Consider the following 14,150-nt stretch of genomic DNA (forward strand, 5'->3'; position numbering starts at 1 on the left):
GATGGGGAACACCAGGGAGAACTGGCCGAACCCCTTGGCCTCGGCCAGCTCGCGCACGGCCGCGTAGGAGCCCGCGAAGCCGATCGCGGCGATGATCACCGCACCGGCGACGACGATCCCGATGAGTATCCGGTGTGTGCGTGTCAGCGGTATGGCGGCCACCGGCGCTCCCCTCCCCGACTTCTGCTCTCCGCCCGGCATCCACGTCCGGCGCTGGCACAGCCTGGCACATGTGTGCGAGTCGTGTTGCTCGGGGAGGGGCGGAGCCCGTCCCTCGGCGGAGGGACGGGCTCCGGAAAACGCTGCGCGGCCTGGGAGTTCGGGGTTCCGGGCCGACTCAGGTCACGACTTGGGCGTGGCCTTCGACGTGGGCTTCGCGGCGCCCTTCGCGTCGTCCTTCTTCTCTTCCTGCTTCTCCTTCTTCTTGGCGTCCCCGGCCGACGGGGAGGCCTTGGCGCTGCCGGCACCGGCGGTGGCGTCGACCTTGCCGACCGCTTCCTTCGCCGCCTTCTGGGCGCCCTTGAGGATGTCCGCCGCGGAGGGGGTCTTCGCTCCCGCGTAACCGGCGCCGTTGTACGTCAGGGTGACGACGACGTTGCCGGTACGGGCCACGACCGTGGCGTACTCGAAGTCCTCGTCCGTCTTGTTGAGCTTGTACGTGATCGCCGTGGCCGCGTCGCCGATGCCGGGGGCGGCGGCCGTGGCGGCCTTCTGCGCGCCCTCGCTCGCCTTCTCCTTGGCCACCCGCTTCGTGTAGTCCTCGGTGGCGCGCGCGGCGCCGCTGCCGAGCGACTGGTCCGAGTCGAAGCGGGTGAAGGCGACGGAGAGCCAGCGGTACTGGGAGCCCTTGACGCCCTTGTCGTCCAGCCCGTTCCACGAGCAGCTACCGCGCACCGAGAGGTCGCTGGAGCGGCCGGCGGCGCCGCCCTCCTTCTTGGCCTCGGGCACCAGGTCCTTGACCGTGTCCTTCGCGATCGAGGTGCAGGCGTCGGGCAGGTCGGTGAACTTCGCCGGCTCGACCGCGGGCTTCGTCGGCTCGGCGGCCCCGGCGGAGTCGGACGACGAGGAGGAGGAGCCAGCGTTCTTCTCGGCGTCGGAGTCGGACCCGGAGTCCGACGAGCAGCCGACGGCTACGAGCATCACCGGAACGGCGGCGCAGGCGAGTATGCGGGACAGTCGCGGAGCTGATCGGTGCATGGTTCCTTCACTCGGACGGCACGGAGGTCTCGTTCGTGGTGCCACGTTACGACGGGCGGCGCCCCGGAGGCGCCCTCGTCCCGCACCCGGACGGCCGGCGGACCGGCCGCCCGGAGGGCCCGTACGCGCCCCTATTCGCTGATCACCTCGGCCAGCTTCCGGGCCAGTGCCTGGGCCTTGTCCTGCAGTTCCTTGCTGTCGGGCACCTTGGTGACGAGGGCGGGCTGCTCGCCGTACCGGACGGTGACGATCACGTTCGATGTGCGGAATACCACGCTCACCGTGCGGTGCTGTGCGGTGGAACCTGCCCGAGTGAGCAGATCGTCCAGAAACGCCGCATCTCCGAGCCCGCTGACCACCCGGGGCCGCAGGTCCTCTCCGCCGCTGCCGCCCGGCGTTCCCGGGGTGCCGGAGGAGGGGCCCACGGAACCGGAGGCGGAGGTGCCGGCGGAACCGGAGGCGGAGGGCGAGGGGTCCGCCGGGCCCGTGCCGTCACCGGGCTTCCCGGTCTCCTTCTCCTTCTCCTGGTCCTTCTCCCCTCCCCCCGTGCTGGTCGGCGCGTCCTTCTCCGGGCCCGAGCCGGGCGTGGAGCTCCCCGGCAGCTCGGCCGCGTCCTCCTTCTTCAGGTACAGGGCGCGGGCCCGGTCGTCGTCGCTCACGAGGGGGTCGTACGACACGACCCGTTCGAAGTCGATCGAGAGGTTCCGGGTGGAGTCCGGGGCGTCGGCCTTCCAACTGCACCCGACCTTGCGGTCGGTGTCGTACGTGATGGTCGGCGACCCCCGCAGCGCCTTCTCCTGCTGCTGCCGGGGCAGCTCCGCGACGCCCGGGAGCAGGTCCTTGAGCGTGGAGCCCGGTACGGCGCGGCAGGGCGCGGGCAGGGTCCGGTACTTGCCCGGGGGCGCGGTGGTGACGGTGGGGCCGCCCGGCTTGCTGTCGGCGTCGGTGGCGCCCCCGTCGGAGCCGGCACTGCAGCCGACGGCGAGCGCTGCGAGGAGCGCGACGCCGGGTACGTACGCCATGTGTCGCACCGTCCCAGGCTCCCTTCGGTACGGAAAACATGTTGCCGCTCGGAGGCGGCCGATGGACACAATGTGTATCGCACGCGCCGCTGTGAACGCCGGTCGGCCGACTTGTTTGCCGACCTTGGGCCCGGTTTTGCGCTATCAGTCTTTTCGGGGGAATCTCGGGGGAATCGAGGAGTTATGTCGTACGTGGAGGTGCCGGGGGCGAAGGTCCCCATCCGGATGTGGGCCGATCCGGCGTCGGTCGAGGACGGGGCGATGCAGCAGCTGCGGAACGTGTCCACGCTGCCGTGGATCAAGGGTCTGGCCGTCATGCCGGACGTCCACTTCGGCAAGGGCGCGACGGTCGGTTCGGTGATCGCGATGCAGGGCGCGGTCTGCCCGGCCGCGGTGGGGGTCGACATCGGCTGCGGGATGTCCGCGGTCCGGACGTCCCTGACGGCGAACGATCTTCCCGGCGACCTGTCACGGCTGCGCTCCAAGATCGAACAGGCCATTCCGGTGGGCCGCGGGATGCACGACGAGACGGTGGCCCCGGGGCGGCTGCACGGGTTCCCGACGTCCGGGTGGGACGACTTCTGGGGACGGTTCGACGGGATCGCGGAAGCGGTCAAGTTCCGTCAGGAACGCGCCACGAAGCAGATGGGAACGCTCGGATCGGGCAACCACATGATCGAGTTCTGCCTCGACAGTGACGGGAGCGTGTGGCTGATGCTGCACTCCGGCTCCCGGAACATCGGCAAGGAGCTGGCCGAGCACCACATCGGCATCGCGCAGAAGCTGCCGCACAACCAGGGCATCGTCGACCGGGACCTGGCGGTCTTCATCTCGGACACCCCGCAGATGGCCGCCTACCGTAACGACCTGTACTGGGCGCAGGAGTACGCCAAGTACAACCGCGCGATCATGATGGCGCTCTTCAAGGACGTGGTCCGCAAGGAGTTCAAGAAGGCGAAGCCGGTCTTCGAGCAGGAGATCTCCTGCCACCACAACTACGTGGCGGAGGAGCGGTACGAGGGCGCGGACCTGCTGGTCACCCGCAAGGGAGCGATCCGCGCGGGCTCCGGTGAGTACGGGATCATCCCCGGCTCGATGGGCACCAGCTCGTACATCGTGAAGGGCCTCGGCAACGAGAAGGCGTTCAACTCGGCCTCCCACGGGGCCGGTCGCCGGATGAGCCGGAACGCGGCCAAGAGGCGCTTCACGGTGCGCGACCTGGAGGAGCAGACGCGCGGTGTGGAGTGCCGCAAGGACTCCGGGGTCCTGGACGAGATCCCGGCCGCGTACAAGCCGATCGAGCAGGTCATGGAGCAGCAGCGTGACCTGGTCGAGGTCGTCGCGAAGCTCAAGCAGGTGGTGTGTGTGAAGGGCTGAGGCCCCATTGCCCCAGCCGCCTCACCACCGCCCGGTCCACCGCATCCGCTACAGGGTGCGGTGGACCTTCGTGTTGGAGGCCTGGGCGCGGGGGCGGACGACCAGGAGGTCGATGTTGACGTGGCTGGGGCGGGTGACGGCCCAGCCGATCGTGTCGGCCACGTCCTCGGCGGTGAGGGGGGCGTCCACGCCCGCGTAGACCTTGGCGGCCTTCTCGGTGTCGCCGCGGAAGCGGGTGGTGGCGAACTCGTCGGTCTTGACCATGCCGGGGGCCACCTCGATCACGCGGACCGGGGTGCCGACGATCTCCAGGCGCAGGGTCTCGGCGAGGACGTGTTCGCCGTGCTTGGCGGCCACGTAGCCGCCGCCGCCCTCGTAGGAGGAGAGCGCGGCGGTGGAGGAGAGGATCACGATGGTGCCGTCGCCGCTCGCGGTGAGGGCGGGGAGCAGGGCCTGGGTGACGTTGAGGGTGCCGATCACGTTCGTCTCGAACATCTGGCGCCAGTCGGCGGGGTCGCCGGTCGCCACCGGGTCGGCGCCCAGTGCGCCGCCCGCGTTGTTGACCAGAAGGGCCAGGGAGCGGAAGGCGGTGGCGAACTCGTCGACGGCGGTGCGGTCGGTCACGTCCAGGGCGTAGGCCGTGGCCTCGTGGCCGGCCTCGGTGATCTCGGCGGCGAGCGCCTCGATCCGGTCCTTGCGGCGCGCGGTGAGCACGACCCGGAATCCGGCGGCGGCCAGCGTGCGGGCGGTCGCGGCGCCGATGCCGCTGCTCGCGCCGGTGACGATGGCGATGGGGGTGGCGGTCATGGCGATCTCCTAGGGCAGTTGATCGGTAACGGGGAAAGGATAGGCAGCCGTTGCCCGCCCGGTCCGGGCGTCCCAGGTTCGCGATACGTGACGTACATGACCCGCGTGGGCTGTGTGGGTGGGGGAGAGCGCGTCGGATCTGTCTTTTGGTCTGCTTATCGGGTTTATCCGTATCTTTCGGGCATGGGACTGACGCGTAGAGGACTGCTGATGCCGCTGTCCGCCGCTGCGGCGATCGCGGCGACGACCGTACTGGTGGCGGCCGGGCCGGCCGCTCCGGGCACCACCGCTGACGTGGCGCCCCACTCCGAAGCCGCCCCCGCTCCCGCGCCTGCCTCGGCCCCCGCGCCTGCCTCCGCCCCCGCGCCCCGGGCGGATCTCTCCCACCACGGGCACGTCACCCTCTGGGGGGACCGCATCGCCATCCGGATCCGGTCCGAGAACCGGGGGCCCTCCGATGTGACCGCCTCGACCGTCCGGCTGCGCTTCTCCGTGCCGCTCGCCGCGAGCCAGGAGCTGCCGCACGGCTGCCTCCGGGGCGGCAAGGCGACCGTGCTCTGCGAGACGGGCGGGCTGCGTTCCGCCGGCGGGGCCCGGCAGACCGCGCTCGACCTGACGCCGGCGGGCAGCCCCGACGAGGTGGTCGTACGGCTCGACACCGTCTGGAGCGGCGGGGCGCGGGACACGGACCGCACGAACGACGTGCACGAGGTGCTCGCGCCCGCCACGGGGGACGCGTACGCCTTCTGAGCCGGTGAAGTCCCGGCGGGGCTACGCCGCCGCGCCCCCGAACTCCCGTACCGCTTCGGCCACGATCGTCTCCAGGTGCCCAAGGTGCGCGCCCCGCCAGTACACCCGGGCGCACTCCGTGCACTGCGCGAACACGTCGTACGCCTGCTGGGTGCCGTGCTCCAGCAGGTCGCTCACGGCGTCCTTGTCCGCCACCGCCAGCGTGCCGTTGCAGGCCGTGCAGCGGGTCCACGGGGCGAGGGCCGGGGCGAAGCGGCCGAGGATGTCGCGGAGCTGCTCCTGGGGGCGGTCGCTGTAGACGTACGCCCCCGCCCAGATCTCCCGGCGGCGCAGCAGCCCGCGGTCCCGGGAGAGCAGGACGCGCCGCTCGCGCGCGGAGAGGGCGGCGAGCGCGGGGTCGCCGATGTCCTCGCTCTCGTACGCCGCGTCCACGCCGAGCAGCCGCAACCTGCGGGCCAGCGTGCCCAGATGGACGTCGAGGAGGAAGCGCAGGGGTGCGCCGGGGACCTGCTGGGGGCGCTCGATCGCCGTCACGTCGATGTGTTCGCCCGGCCCGGGGATGTGGGAGCGGTGCGCCGGGGCGCCGTTCACCAGGAGCGGGCCGGCCTCGGTGAGCGGGATGCCGAGGGACTCGATGACATGGCCGAGGGTGGAGGCGCCGTCGGTGGTGAGCGGTGTGGCGCCTTGGCGTCGGTCGTGCGGGACGAAGAGCCGCAGCTCAGGGGCTACTCCGAGGGTGATCTCGGGTCCGTTCACCCGGTCAGGATGCCACCGGGGCGGGGTGCGCTGCCAGGGAATTGGGGGCCTACGGCGGGGGCGCCGCCACGGAATTGGGGGGGCTACGGGGGTGGCGTGGCGTACGCCGTCGGGGGCACGCCCACCGTGGCGGTGAAGTCCCGTACCAGGTGGGCCTGGTCGCTGTAGCCGAGGTCGGCCGCCAGCCGCGCCCAGTCCACCGCCGGGTCGGACTCCGCGCGTTCCAGCGCCTCGTGGATGCGGTAGCGGAGGATGACCCACTTCGGGCCGACCCCGACGTACGCGGAGAAGAGCCGTTGCAGGGACCGCGGGGTCAGGCCCGCGTCCCGGGCGAGCTGCCCGGCCCGGCACACCGAGCGGTCCGTACGCACCCGGTCGGCCAGCTCCATCGCCAGCGTGGCCTGCGGGTCGGGGCGCGGCTCCAGGGCGAGCAGGCAGGCGTCCAGCGCGGCGACCCGGGCGTCCTCGTCGGCCGGGTCCAGGACCGCGCCGACGGGCGGCGGTGTACGCAGCACCTCGGCGGCGTCGACCTGGCGTCCGGTCAGGTCGCTCAGGGCGTGCTCCGGCGCGAACGGGCGGAACCCGCCGGGCCGGAACTGCACCCCGCAGACCCGGCCGCGCCCCGTCAGCTTCCGGGTGAAGAGGCCGAGGCCGATACCCGCCACCTCGGCGTACCCGGCCCGCTCGCGGGCGCTCTCCCCGGCCTCGTACCGCTGGAGGACGAGGTTGACCGACGGGTGCGGGACGACGTGGGCCGCGTACGGCTGGTCGAGGTCCCAGTCGATGAGCCAGTAGTGCTCCAGGTAGGGGCGGAGCGCGGGGGCGGGCTCGCGGCGGCGGAAGCGGACGTGGGTGAACAGGTCCGGGGCGTCCACGATGCCCCGGGTGTCGCGGCGAGGTCCGGCGGCGGCCATGACATCGATCCTAGGGAGCTGGTGGAGGGCTGTCGCGTTTCTTCAAGACGCAGCGGGTCCGGAAAGGGAGCGTGGGAGCCATGACACAGACGATCGGTGCACTGCTGGAAGCCGCCGCGGGCCGGGCCCTGCCCGTCGTGCGGGGGATCGACGACGGGCAGTTGGGCCGCCGTACGCCATGCGCGGAGTACGACGTACGGGCGCTGCTGAACCACCTGTTCCTGGTGGTGGTGAACTTCCAGGCCCTCGCGGCCCGGGAGGAGGCGGATTTCGGCCATCAGCCGGAGTTCGTGACGGGCGACTGGCGGGGCAGGTTCGGTGAGGAGACCGCCCGGCTGGTGGAGGCGTGGAGCGTGCCGGGGGCCGAGGAGGGCACGACCGGGCAGATGGGGCTGCCGGCCCGGACGGTGGGGCTGATGGTGCTGGGCGATCTGACCGTGCACGCGTGGGACCTGGCGCGGGCGACGGGCGCGGAGTTCGTGCCGGATCCGGGGGTGGTCGAGGAGGTGGGGCCGGGGCTGGCGGCCCTGGCGCCGCAGGCCCGGGAGATGAAGGTGTTCGGCGAGCCGTTCCCGGTGGGGTCGGGGGCTACGGCTTTCGAGCGGGTGCTGGCGGTGACGGGGCGGGATCCGGGGTGGCGCCGTCCGGCTGGGAGCTGAGTGCGGCGGGCGGGGCGGTGGGGCAGGGGGCGGGCGGGGCGTCGTAGAGGGGGCCGAGTGCGGCGTACGCGTTGTCCACGATCTCCTCGGCCCGTACCAGCATGGCCTGCTCGGCGAGGCGGGCGGCGTGGCGGGTGTACGGGGACGGTGGCGCCGGGTGTCCGCGGCGCCACCGGCAGGCGCAGGCGGTGTAGAGGCCGCTGGCGAGGAGCAGTGCGGGGATGGAGAGGACCAGCAGCGCGTCGCCCACGGCAGGCCTCCTGGAGGGTCGATGCCGGCCGTAGCCTCGGCTGTCGTCGGTCGTCCTCCTCAGCACCGGCGTTCCGGGCAGGTCTGCTGAAGATCGGACTTCAGCCATTTATTTGGCGTGATCCGACCGAATCGGTGCAGGTGGGCCCTGTCAGGCAGGCGTTCGGGCGGGCGGGTCCGCCGCGGGCAGCCGCCCCGCGCGTACGGCGTCGACGAGGGCCCGGTGGTCGCGCTCGTTCTGGTCGGCGTACGCCTCCGCGAAGGTGGCGAGCGCGCGGTCGAACGTGTCGCCGCCGCCCAGGTACGCGGCGATCGCGACGCGGTCGCCGGACCGGGCATGGGCGCGGGCCAGCGTGGCCCCGCACAGTTCGCCGAACGCCCGCATGTCCTTGGGCCGCATCTTCTCCGGCACGGCGATGCCCTTCCAGTCCCGTAGCTGGCGGACGTAGAAGTCGCGCCGCTTGCCGTCGATGCCGTCCACCCGTTCCCAGCCGAGGAAGATGTCGCTCGTGGCCTGCATCAGCCGCTGTCCCGAGACCACCCGCTCGCCCTGGTTGCGGTACCGGCTGGGGCCGGTGTGCGCGGCGAGTACCGAGGTGTCGGCCTCCTTGGCCTGCAGGAGGAGCGGGTCCCGGTCGTCCCGGCCGAGGAGGAGGAAGATCCAGCACCGGGTGCCGACGCTGCCCACGCCGACCACCTTGCGGGCGACGTCGGCCAGGCGGTAGTCCGCCAGGAGCGTGCGCCGGTCGGAGGCGAGGGTGCGGCCGTACCGCTGGAGCAGGTCGCGGAAGCGGTCCTCCAGGGCGCTGCGTTCGAGGTCGGGCAGCAGGTCGGCGGCCGGGACGAGCAGCGGGGGGTCGGGGGCGATCCTGGGGCGGCCGTCGACCGTCCGGGTGAGCTTGTCGAAGGCCTGGAGGCTGTCGCGGGTACGGGCCTTCGCCATCGCGCGGACCAGGTTGCGGCGGCCGTGCTTCGTCCCGTGGCGCCCGGCGGCCAGGGACTCCAGGAGGTCCGCGTCGATCTTCGCGTACCAGACGCCGAGGTTGCCCGTCTCCGCGAAGCGGATCATCGCCGTGCGGTACGAGCGGACCGTGGCGCGCACGACGCGGGCGCGCTCGGTGTCGTCGAAGCCGCCCGCCCGGCCCGCGATGACGAGGCTCGCCGCGAGCCGTTTGACGTCCCACTCCCAGGGCCCCGGCAGGGTCTCGTCGAAGTCGTTGATGTCGAACATCAGCCGCCTCTCCGGCGAGGCGAGCAGGCGGAAGTTCAGCAGGTGCGCGTCGCCGCAGAGCTGGGCCGTGATCCCCGAGACCGGGCTGCCGGCCAGGTCGGACGCCATGATCGCGGCGGCGCCCCGGTAGAAGCGGAACGGGGACTCCGTCATCCGGCTGTAGCGGATCGGTACGAGCTCGGGCACCCGGGCCGCGGACTGCGCCTCCAGGACCGCCAGCGGGTCGGGGCGGCCGGGGGGCGGCTCGTACCCGGCGTGTCCGGACCGCGGTGAGCGGCGCCGTGCCTCCTTGCCGAGCGCCGCACGCTCCTGGGGTGTGAGGCGGGGCGCGGCCCGCAGGGCGGCGGCGGTGTCGTGGGACCGGGACTTGGACTGGGACCGGGACTTGGACCGGGACTTGGACTGGGACATGGGAGGCCCTCCTGCCTGGTCCCACCGTAGAACCGGCCGGGGACTCGCGCAGGGCGCGCCTCGTGCCGTCGGCGTGCTGCCGCCACGTCACCCGGCTCAGGGCTGGACAGGCGGTACCCGAACCCGGCTCAGGGCCAGACCAGGCAGTACGCCTGGTGTCCCGCGTCATGCAGCCGGTGGGAGAAGTCCTGCCACTCGTGGAGCAACTGGTAGACGTTGAAGGCGTCGCGCGGGCCGCCGCGGTCGGGGACCGTGGACCAGATGAAGGCCGCCGCGCCGACGGACTCCTCGCCGACGCCGCGCAGCGGGTCGACGACGGTCATCGGGAGCTTGACCACCGCGTAGTCGGGGTGGAGGACGACCAGCTCCAGCGGGGGGACCTTGTGCAGGGGTATGCCCTGGATGCCGGTCAGCACCATGGCGGCCACCGTCTCCGGCTTGATCTTGGTGAACATGCCGCCCGTGCCCAGCTCGTCGCCGCCCAGCTCCTCCGGGCGCATCGAGATGGGCACCCGTGCGGCGGTCGCCCCGTCCGGGGCGCCGAAGTACTTGTAGGTCACCCCCATCCCGCCACCGCTCCTGATCCCGGGGGGCGGTGTGCTCTCCGCGCCCCTGCCCTGGGCGTGCTCGGCCTTTCGCCGGTGCCGCCCTCGCCGGGCAGGCTCGGGCCCCAGGTCGTCGGTCCCTTCGCCCACTCCGCCACCGCGATGCATATCTCATCCACCCGACTACTTCTTAGGAGACACAGCCCCCGCCGCGCAACCCGATCATCGTGTCAGTGACCTCCCCCACGGGCGTGCGGTGAAACACCCGTCCGCAAGACCGTGCGTGCCTCTGACACCATGGCATGTGTGAGCTTTCCCTATGTCGCCCCAGTTTCGCAGACGTGAGGGTGCCGACGCTCTTCCGTGATACGGGGGCAGCGCGCTGACTGCTCACCGGTGGCCGGGATTACCTTGGATTCTCCGGCCCGGCCTCCCGACACCCGAATCGCAGATCAGGACCAAAGTGGCGTATTCATACGAAGCCCCAGTTTCGCAGTCGCTGTTCGACCGGGCGTCCGTCGTGACGCCCGGCGGCGTGAACTCACCCGTGCGTGCCTTCCGGGCCGTGGGCGGTACGCCCCGGTTCATGGTGTCCGGCACCGGTCCGTACCTCACCGACGCCGACGGCCGTGAGTACGTCGACCTCGTCTGCTCGTGGGGGCCGATGATTCTCGGCCACTCCCACCCCGAGGTCATCGCCGCCGTCCAGGAAGCCGTCTCCCGGGGTACCTCCTTCGGTACGCCGGGTGAGGGCGAGGTCGCGCTGGCCGAGGAGATCGTGGCGCGGATCGAACCGGTCGAGCAGGTCCGCCTGGTCTCCTCCGGCACCGAGGCGACGATGTCGGCGATCCGGCTGGCGCGCGGTTTCACCGGCCGGTCCAAGGTCGTGAAGTTCGCCGGCTGCTACCACGGTCACGTGGACGCCCTGCTCGCCGCCGCGGGCTCCGGCCTCGCCACCTTCGGCCTGCCGGACACGCCCGGCGTCACGGGCGCCACGGCCGGGGACACCGTCGTGCTGCCGTACAACGACCTGGACACCGTGCGGGCCGCCTTCGCCGCGCACCCCGGCGAGATCGCCTGTGTGATCACCGAGGCCTCGCCCGGCAACATGGGCGTCGTCCCGCCCGCCGACGGCTTCAACGCCGGCCTCAAGGAGCTGTGCGCGGCCGACGGCGCCCTGTACATCTCCGACGAGGTCATGACGGGCTTCCGTACGTCCAAGGCCGGCTGGTACGGCATCGACGGCGTCCGCCCCGACCTGATGACCTTCGGCAAGGTCATGGGCGGCGGCTTCCCCGCCGCGGCCTTCGGCGGCCGTGCCGACGTGATGGCGCACCTGGCCCCGGCCGGCCCGGTCTACCAGGCGGGCACCCTCTCCGGGAACCCGGTCGCCACCGCCGCCGGCCTCGCGCAGTTGCGGCTGCTCGACGACGCGGCGTACGCGAAGATCGACGCGGTCTCCGCCGAACTGCGCTCCCTGGTGGGTGACGCGTTCACCAAGGAAGGCGTCGCGCACACCGTGTCGGCCGCGAGCAACATGTTCTCCGTCTTCTTCACCGACCAGCCGGTGCGGAACTACGACGACGCGAAGAAGCAGGAGGCCTTCCGCTTCACCGCCTTCTTCCACTCGATGCTGGAGCAGGGCGTCTACCTGCCGCCCTCCGCCTTCGAGTCCTGGTTCGTCTCCACCGCCCACGACGAGCGGGCCATCGAGCGGATCGCCGCCGCCCTGCCCGCCGCCGCCCGTGCCGCATCGGAGGCCACCGCATGAGCACCGAGAGCGCCCGCAAGGACATCACCGTGGTGCACCTGATGCGCCACGGCGAGGTGCACAACCCGGACGGTGTGCTGTACGGGCGGCGCACCGGGTTCAGCCTCTCCGAGCTGGGCCGGCAGATGGCCGACCGGGTCGCCGAGCACCTGGAGAAGCGCGACATCACCCATGTCGTCGCCTCGCCGCTGGAGCGCGCCCAGGAGACGGCCGCGCCCATCGCCAAGTCGCACAGCCTGGCCGTGGCCACCGACGAGCGGCTCATCGAGGCCGCCAACGTCTTCGAGGGCAAGACCTTCGGCGTCGGTGACGGGGCGCTGCGGAAGCCGGAGAACTGGAAGCACCTCACCAACCCGTTCAAGCCGTCCTGGGGTGAGCCGTACATCGAGCAGGTCGTCCGCATGATGAGTGCGCTGGACGCGGCCAAGGACGCGGCGCGTGGGCACGAGGCGGTCTGCGTCAGCCACCAGTTGCCGATCTGGATCGTCCGCTCGTTCGTGGAGCGCCGCCGGCTCTGGCACGACCCGCGCAAGCGCCAGTGCACGCTGGCCTCGCTGACCAGCTTCACGTACAAGGGCGACCGGATCGTCTCGGTGGGCTACTCGGAACCGGCCCGGGACCTGGTGCCCGCGCACCTGCTGGCCGGGGCGAAGCCGGTGAAGGGGAAGTCGAAGGCCTTCGGCGCGTAATCCTCGTACGCACGCGCCGTGAGCAGCGCGTGACCTCCACGCGCCGTGAACATACGGGACCGACCGCCACCGCGGTCGGTCCCGTTCCCGTTGCCGGTGGCGTACGGATCGGAAGTGCCGGTGCATTAGATTAGGTAAGCCTAAGCTAAGTTGACTCTGACGAGAACGGTGGAGCGATGACGCACCCTGCCCCGACCACCCGCCCCGACCCGAGACGGGCGCCGCGGTGCGGCCCGGTGAGGCGGCCGGCCGATGAGTGACTGTACGGACGTGGACGCCGCCCCCCGGCCGGTCACCGGCCCCCGCATCGCCCGGCTCGCCCGGCAGCTCGAAGGGGCCCTGGACGCCGAGGCCAGGGACGCCCTCACCGAGGCCTTCTGGGCCGAGGCCGCCCGCACCGGCACCCCCCTCGTCGAGGAGCTCGACGACGCCCCCGGCCACCGCGCCGTCACCTTCCTGTGGCGCGGCCACCGCGCCACCCGCCGGGTCCTGCTGATGGCCCCGGGCATCACCGACCCCGAGCGGCTCGCCGACTCGCTCCTGCATCATCTGCCGGGCACCGACATCTGGTACCTCGGCCACCGGCTGCGCGCCGACCACCGCGGCTCCTACCGAATGGTGGCCGACATCTCCGCCGGGCCCGCCCCCGCCGATCCGGCCCTGCTCCAGCGGCGGCTGCTGGCGCTGCGGGCGCACGGCGGGGCCGATCCGCTCAACCCGGCCCGGCTGCCGACCCGGTGGCGGGACGCGCAGGACTCCGTCTTCGCCCTGCCCGAGGCCCCGCCCCAGCCCTGGGCCGGCCGGCGCCCCGCCGTCGCACGCGGCGGTGTCGAGCGGCACACCGTCGCGGCCGGTGTGCTGGGCGCCGCGCGGGACGTGTGGGTCTACCTGCCGCCGGACGCGCTCCCGTACCGGCCGGCGTACGAGCCGGGGGAGCAGGGCCGGCTGCCGTTGCTGGTGCTCTGCGACGGGGACATGTGGTTCGACCGGCTCGGCCTCCAGGACACGCTGGACGCCCTGATCGCCGACGGGGTCCTCCCGCCGCTCGCCGTCCTCGCCCCGGACGCCGTCGGCACCGCCACGCGCCGGCTGGAGCTGGGCGGGCGGGAGAGCTACGTCTCCTTCCTGGCCGACGAGGTGGTGCCCTGGGCGGGCGCCCGGTGGCCGCTGACCGCGCGGCCGGACCGGACGGTGGTGGCCGGGCAGGGGCTCGGCGGGATGACCGCGCTGTACGCGGGCCTCACCCGGCCCGAGCGGTTCGGCGCGGTCGTCGCGCAGTCCCCGTCGCTGTGGTGGCGGCCGGGCCTGGAGCCCGGGGCCGTGGTGCCGGACGCGGTCGGGACCCCCTGGCTGGCCACGCTCGCCGCCGGACTCCGCGACGGGCTGCCGGGCGGGGCGCGCGGGGCCGCCGTCCACTTCGACGTCGGCCTGCACGAGGGGGCCCTGGCAGAACACACCGAGGCCCTCCAGGCGGTGCTCCGCGCCCGGGGCCACCGGGTCACCCGCAACCTCTACAACGGCGGCCACGACTACGCCTGCTGGCGCGGGTTCCTGGCGGACGCCCTGGTGGAGCTGATGGGCACCGGCCTTGACGTGAACGCGGCAGAGTCGCAGGGTGGGATGGGCCCGCCCGGCCGCCCCGCCGACCGCCCGGCCGTGTGCTCCGCCGGGCTGCCCGGACGCCCCGCCACAAGGTGACCGGACGCCGCGCCACAAGGTAAAGCGTAGAGAAACTCCCCAATTGCACGGAACCGTCGCGTCGCTCAAGGCCT

The 14,150-nt window shown here is 72.6% G+C and carries 15 protein-coding genes; 6 read left to right on the plus strand and 9 right to left on the minus strand.

The genetic code is table 11. The features are described from left to right. The 3 genes from ACFWRT_RS21100 to ACFWRT_RS21110 all read right to left on the minus strand — a co-directional run. On the minus strand, positions 1 to 162 hold a 162-nt coding region (locus ACFWRT_RS21100), incomplete at its 3' end, for a DUF2637 domain-containing protein (protein WP_380950392.1). Positions 163 to 342: 180 nt separating this feature from the next. Beyond that, the gene (locus ACFWRT_RS21105; protein WP_380950372.1) at positions 343 to 1,197 is read right to left on the minus strand and encodes a DUF3558 domain-containing protein; all 855 of its coding nucleotides are present in this window, start codon (positions 1,195 to 1,197) and stop codon (positions 343 to 345) included. Positions 1,198 to 1,328: 131 nt separating this feature from the next. Beyond that, the gene (locus ACFWRT_RS21110) at positions 1,329 to 2,219 is read right to left on the minus strand and encodes a DUF3558 domain-containing protein (protein WP_380950371.1); all 891 of its coding nucleotides are present in this window, start codon (positions 2,217 to 2,219) and stop codon (positions 1,329 to 1,331) included. Between the two features lie 183 nt (positions 2,220 to 2,402). Here ACFWRT_RS21110 and ACFWRT_RS21115 point away from each other — a divergent pair, with 183 nt between their 5' ends. Beyond that, on the plus strand, positions 2,403 to 3,596 hold the full coding sequence (locus ACFWRT_RS21115) for an RtcB family protein (protein ID WP_380950369.1): 1,194 nt from the start codon (positions 2,403 to 2,405) through the stop codon (positions 3,594 to 3,596). Between the two features lie 48 nt (positions 3,597 to 3,644). Here ACFWRT_RS21115 and ACFWRT_RS21120 read toward each other — a convergent pair whose 3' ends face one another. After that, a complete protein-coding gene (locus ACFWRT_RS21120; protein WP_380950368.1) occupies positions 3,645 to 4,403 on the minus strand; it encodes an SDR family NAD(P)-dependent oxidoreductase in 759 nt (252 codons plus the stop codon). Between the two features lie 210 nt (positions 4,404 to 4,613). Here ACFWRT_RS21120 and ACFWRT_RS21125 point away from each other — a divergent pair, with 210 nt between their 5' ends. Beyond that, positions 4,614 to 5,153 (plus strand): hypothetical protein, encoded by a 540-nt coding sequence (locus ACFWRT_RS21125; protein ID WP_380950391.1) that lies wholly within the window; start codon positions 4,614 to 4,616, stop codon positions 5,151 to 5,153. Between the two features lie 21 nt (positions 5,154 to 5,174). Here ACFWRT_RS21125 and ACFWRT_RS21130 read toward each other — a convergent pair whose 3' ends face one another. After that, on the minus strand, positions 5,175 to 5,909 hold the full coding sequence (locus tag ACFWRT_RS21130) for a Mut7-C RNAse domain-containing protein (protein ID WP_380950366.1): 735 nt from the start codon (positions 5,907 to 5,909) through the stop codon (positions 5,175 to 5,177). A gap of 83 nt (positions 5,910 to 5,992) precedes the next feature. Then, on the minus strand, positions 5,993 to 6,823 hold the full coding sequence (locus tag ACFWRT_RS21135; RefSeq protein WP_380950365.1) for an AraC family transcriptional regulator: 831 nt from the start codon (positions 6,821 to 6,823) through the stop codon (positions 5,993 to 5,995). 80 nt (positions 6,824 to 6,903) lie between these two features. On the opposite strand from ACFWRT_RS21135, the gene ACFWRT_RS21140 reads away from it, so the two are divergent. Further along, positions 6,904 to 7,482 carry a TIGR03086 family metal-binding protein gene (locus tag ACFWRT_RS21140; RefSeq protein WP_380950364.1) on the plus strand — a complete coding sequence of 193 codons (579 nt, stop codon included), beginning with the start codon at positions 6,904 to 6,906 and terminating at the stop codon, positions 7,480 to 7,482. Here ACFWRT_RS21140 and ACFWRT_RS21145 read toward each other — a convergent pair. The 3 genes from ACFWRT_RS21145 to ACFWRT_RS21155 all read right to left on the minus strand — a co-directional run bounded on the left by ACFWRT_RS21145 (position 7,412) and on the right by ACFWRT_RS21155 (position 10,086). Continuing rightward, positions 7,412 to 7,732 carry a hypothetical protein gene (locus ACFWRT_RS21145; protein ID WP_380950362.1) on the minus strand — a complete coding sequence of 107 codons (321 nt, stop codon included), beginning with the start codon at positions 7,730 to 7,732 and terminating at the stop codon, positions 7,412 to 7,414. The two genes, ACFWRT_RS21140 and ACFWRT_RS21145, sit on opposite strands and share 71 nt — an antisense overlap. A gap of 150 nt (positions 7,733 to 7,882) precedes the next feature. Next, positions 7,883 to 9,373 (minus strand): DUF2252 domain-containing protein, encoded by a 1,491-nt coding sequence (locus ACFWRT_RS21150; RefSeq protein WP_380950361.1) that lies wholly within the window; start codon positions 9,371 to 9,373, stop codon positions 7,883 to 7,885. Between the two features lie 128 nt (positions 9,374 to 9,501). Continuing rightward, the gene (locus ACFWRT_RS21155; RefSeq protein WP_380950360.1) at positions 9,502 to 10,086 is read right to left on the minus strand and encodes a hypothetical protein; all 585 of its coding nucleotides are present in this window, start codon (positions 10,084 to 10,086) and stop codon (positions 9,502 to 9,504) included. A gap of 295 nt (positions 10,087 to 10,381) precedes the next feature. On the opposite strand from ACFWRT_RS21155, the gene hemL reads away from it, so the two are divergent. From hemL to fes, 3 genes are all read left to right on the plus strand, one after another. Then, positions 10,382 to 11,689, plus strand: coding sequence for a glutamate-1-semialdehyde 2,1-aminomutase (gene hemL, locus ACFWRT_RS21160; protein WP_380950359.1), 1,308 nt, complete (start codon positions 10,382 to 10,384; stop codon positions 11,687 to 11,689). Further along, complete coding sequence (locus tag ACFWRT_RS21165) at positions 11,686 to 12,378, plus strand: histidine phosphatase family protein (protein WP_380950358.1); 693 nt, start codon at positions 11,686 to 11,688, stop codon at positions 12,376 to 12,378. The genes hemL and ACFWRT_RS21165 overlap by 4 nt, the downstream gene beginning before the upstream one ends. Before the next feature lie 252 nt (positions 12,379 to 12,630). Then, the gene (gene fes / locus ACFWRT_RS21170; RefSeq protein ID WP_380950357.1) at positions 12,631 to 14,076 is read left to right on the plus strand and encodes an enterochelin esterase; all 1,446 of its coding nucleotides are present in this window, start codon (positions 12,631 to 12,633) and stop codon (positions 14,074 to 14,076) included. The last annotated feature ends 74 nt before the right edge of the window (positions 14,077 to 14,150 follow it).

The sequence above is a fragment of the Streptomyces cyaneofuscatus genome, assembly GCF_042718795.1.
Classification (GTDB): domain Bacteria; phylum Actinomycetota; class Actinomycetes; order Streptomycetales; family Streptomycetaceae; genus Streptomyces; species Streptomyces cyaneofuscatus_A.

Bases quoted from the DNA above. Each gene is read 5' to 3' on its own strand.
- ACFWRT_RS21125 (WP_380950391.1), top strand. From the start codon at position 4,614: ATGCCGCTGTCCGCCGCTGCGGCGATCGCGGCGACGACCGTACTGGTG.
- ACFWRT_RS21135 (WP_380950365.1), bottom strand. From the start codon at position 6,823: ATGGCCGCCGCCGGACCTCGCCGCGACACCCGGGGCATCGTGGACGCC.
- ACFWRT_RS21115 (WP_380950369.1), top strand. From the start codon at position 2,403: ATGTCGTACGTGGAGGTGCCGGGGGCGAAGGTCCCCATCCGGATGTGG.
- ACFWRT_RS21110 (WP_380950371.1), bottom strand. From the start codon at position 2,219: ATGGCGTACGTACCCGGCGTCGCGCTCCTCGCAGCGCTCGCCGTCGGC.
- ACFWRT_RS21165 (WP_380950358.1), top strand. From the start codon at position 11,686: ATGAGCACCGAGAGCGCCCGCAAGGACATCACCGTGGTGCACCTGATG.
- fes (WP_380950357.1), top strand. From the start codon at position 12,631: ATGAGTGACTGTACGGACGTGGACGCCGCCCCCCGGCCGGTCACCGGC.
- ACFWRT_RS21150 (WP_380950361.1), bottom strand. From the start codon at position 9,373: ATGTCCCAGTCCAAGTCCCGGTCCAAGTCCCGGTCCCAGTCCAAGTCC.
- ACFWRT_RS21120 (WP_380950368.1), bottom strand. From the start codon at position 4,403: ATGACCGCCACCCCCATCGCCATCGTCACCGGCGCGAGCAGCGGCATC.
- ACFWRT_RS21155 (WP_380950360.1), bottom strand. From the start codon at position 10,086: ATGCATCGCGGTGGCGGAGTGGGCGAAGGGACCGACGACCTGGGGCCC.
- ACFWRT_RS21105 (WP_380950372.1), bottom strand. From the start codon at position 1,197: ATGCACCGATCAGCTCCGCGACTGTCCCGCATACTCGCCTGCGCCGCC.
- ACFWRT_RS21140 (WP_380950364.1), top strand. From the start codon at position 6,904: ATGACACAGACGATCGGTGCACTGCTGGAAGCCGCCGCGGGCCGGGCC.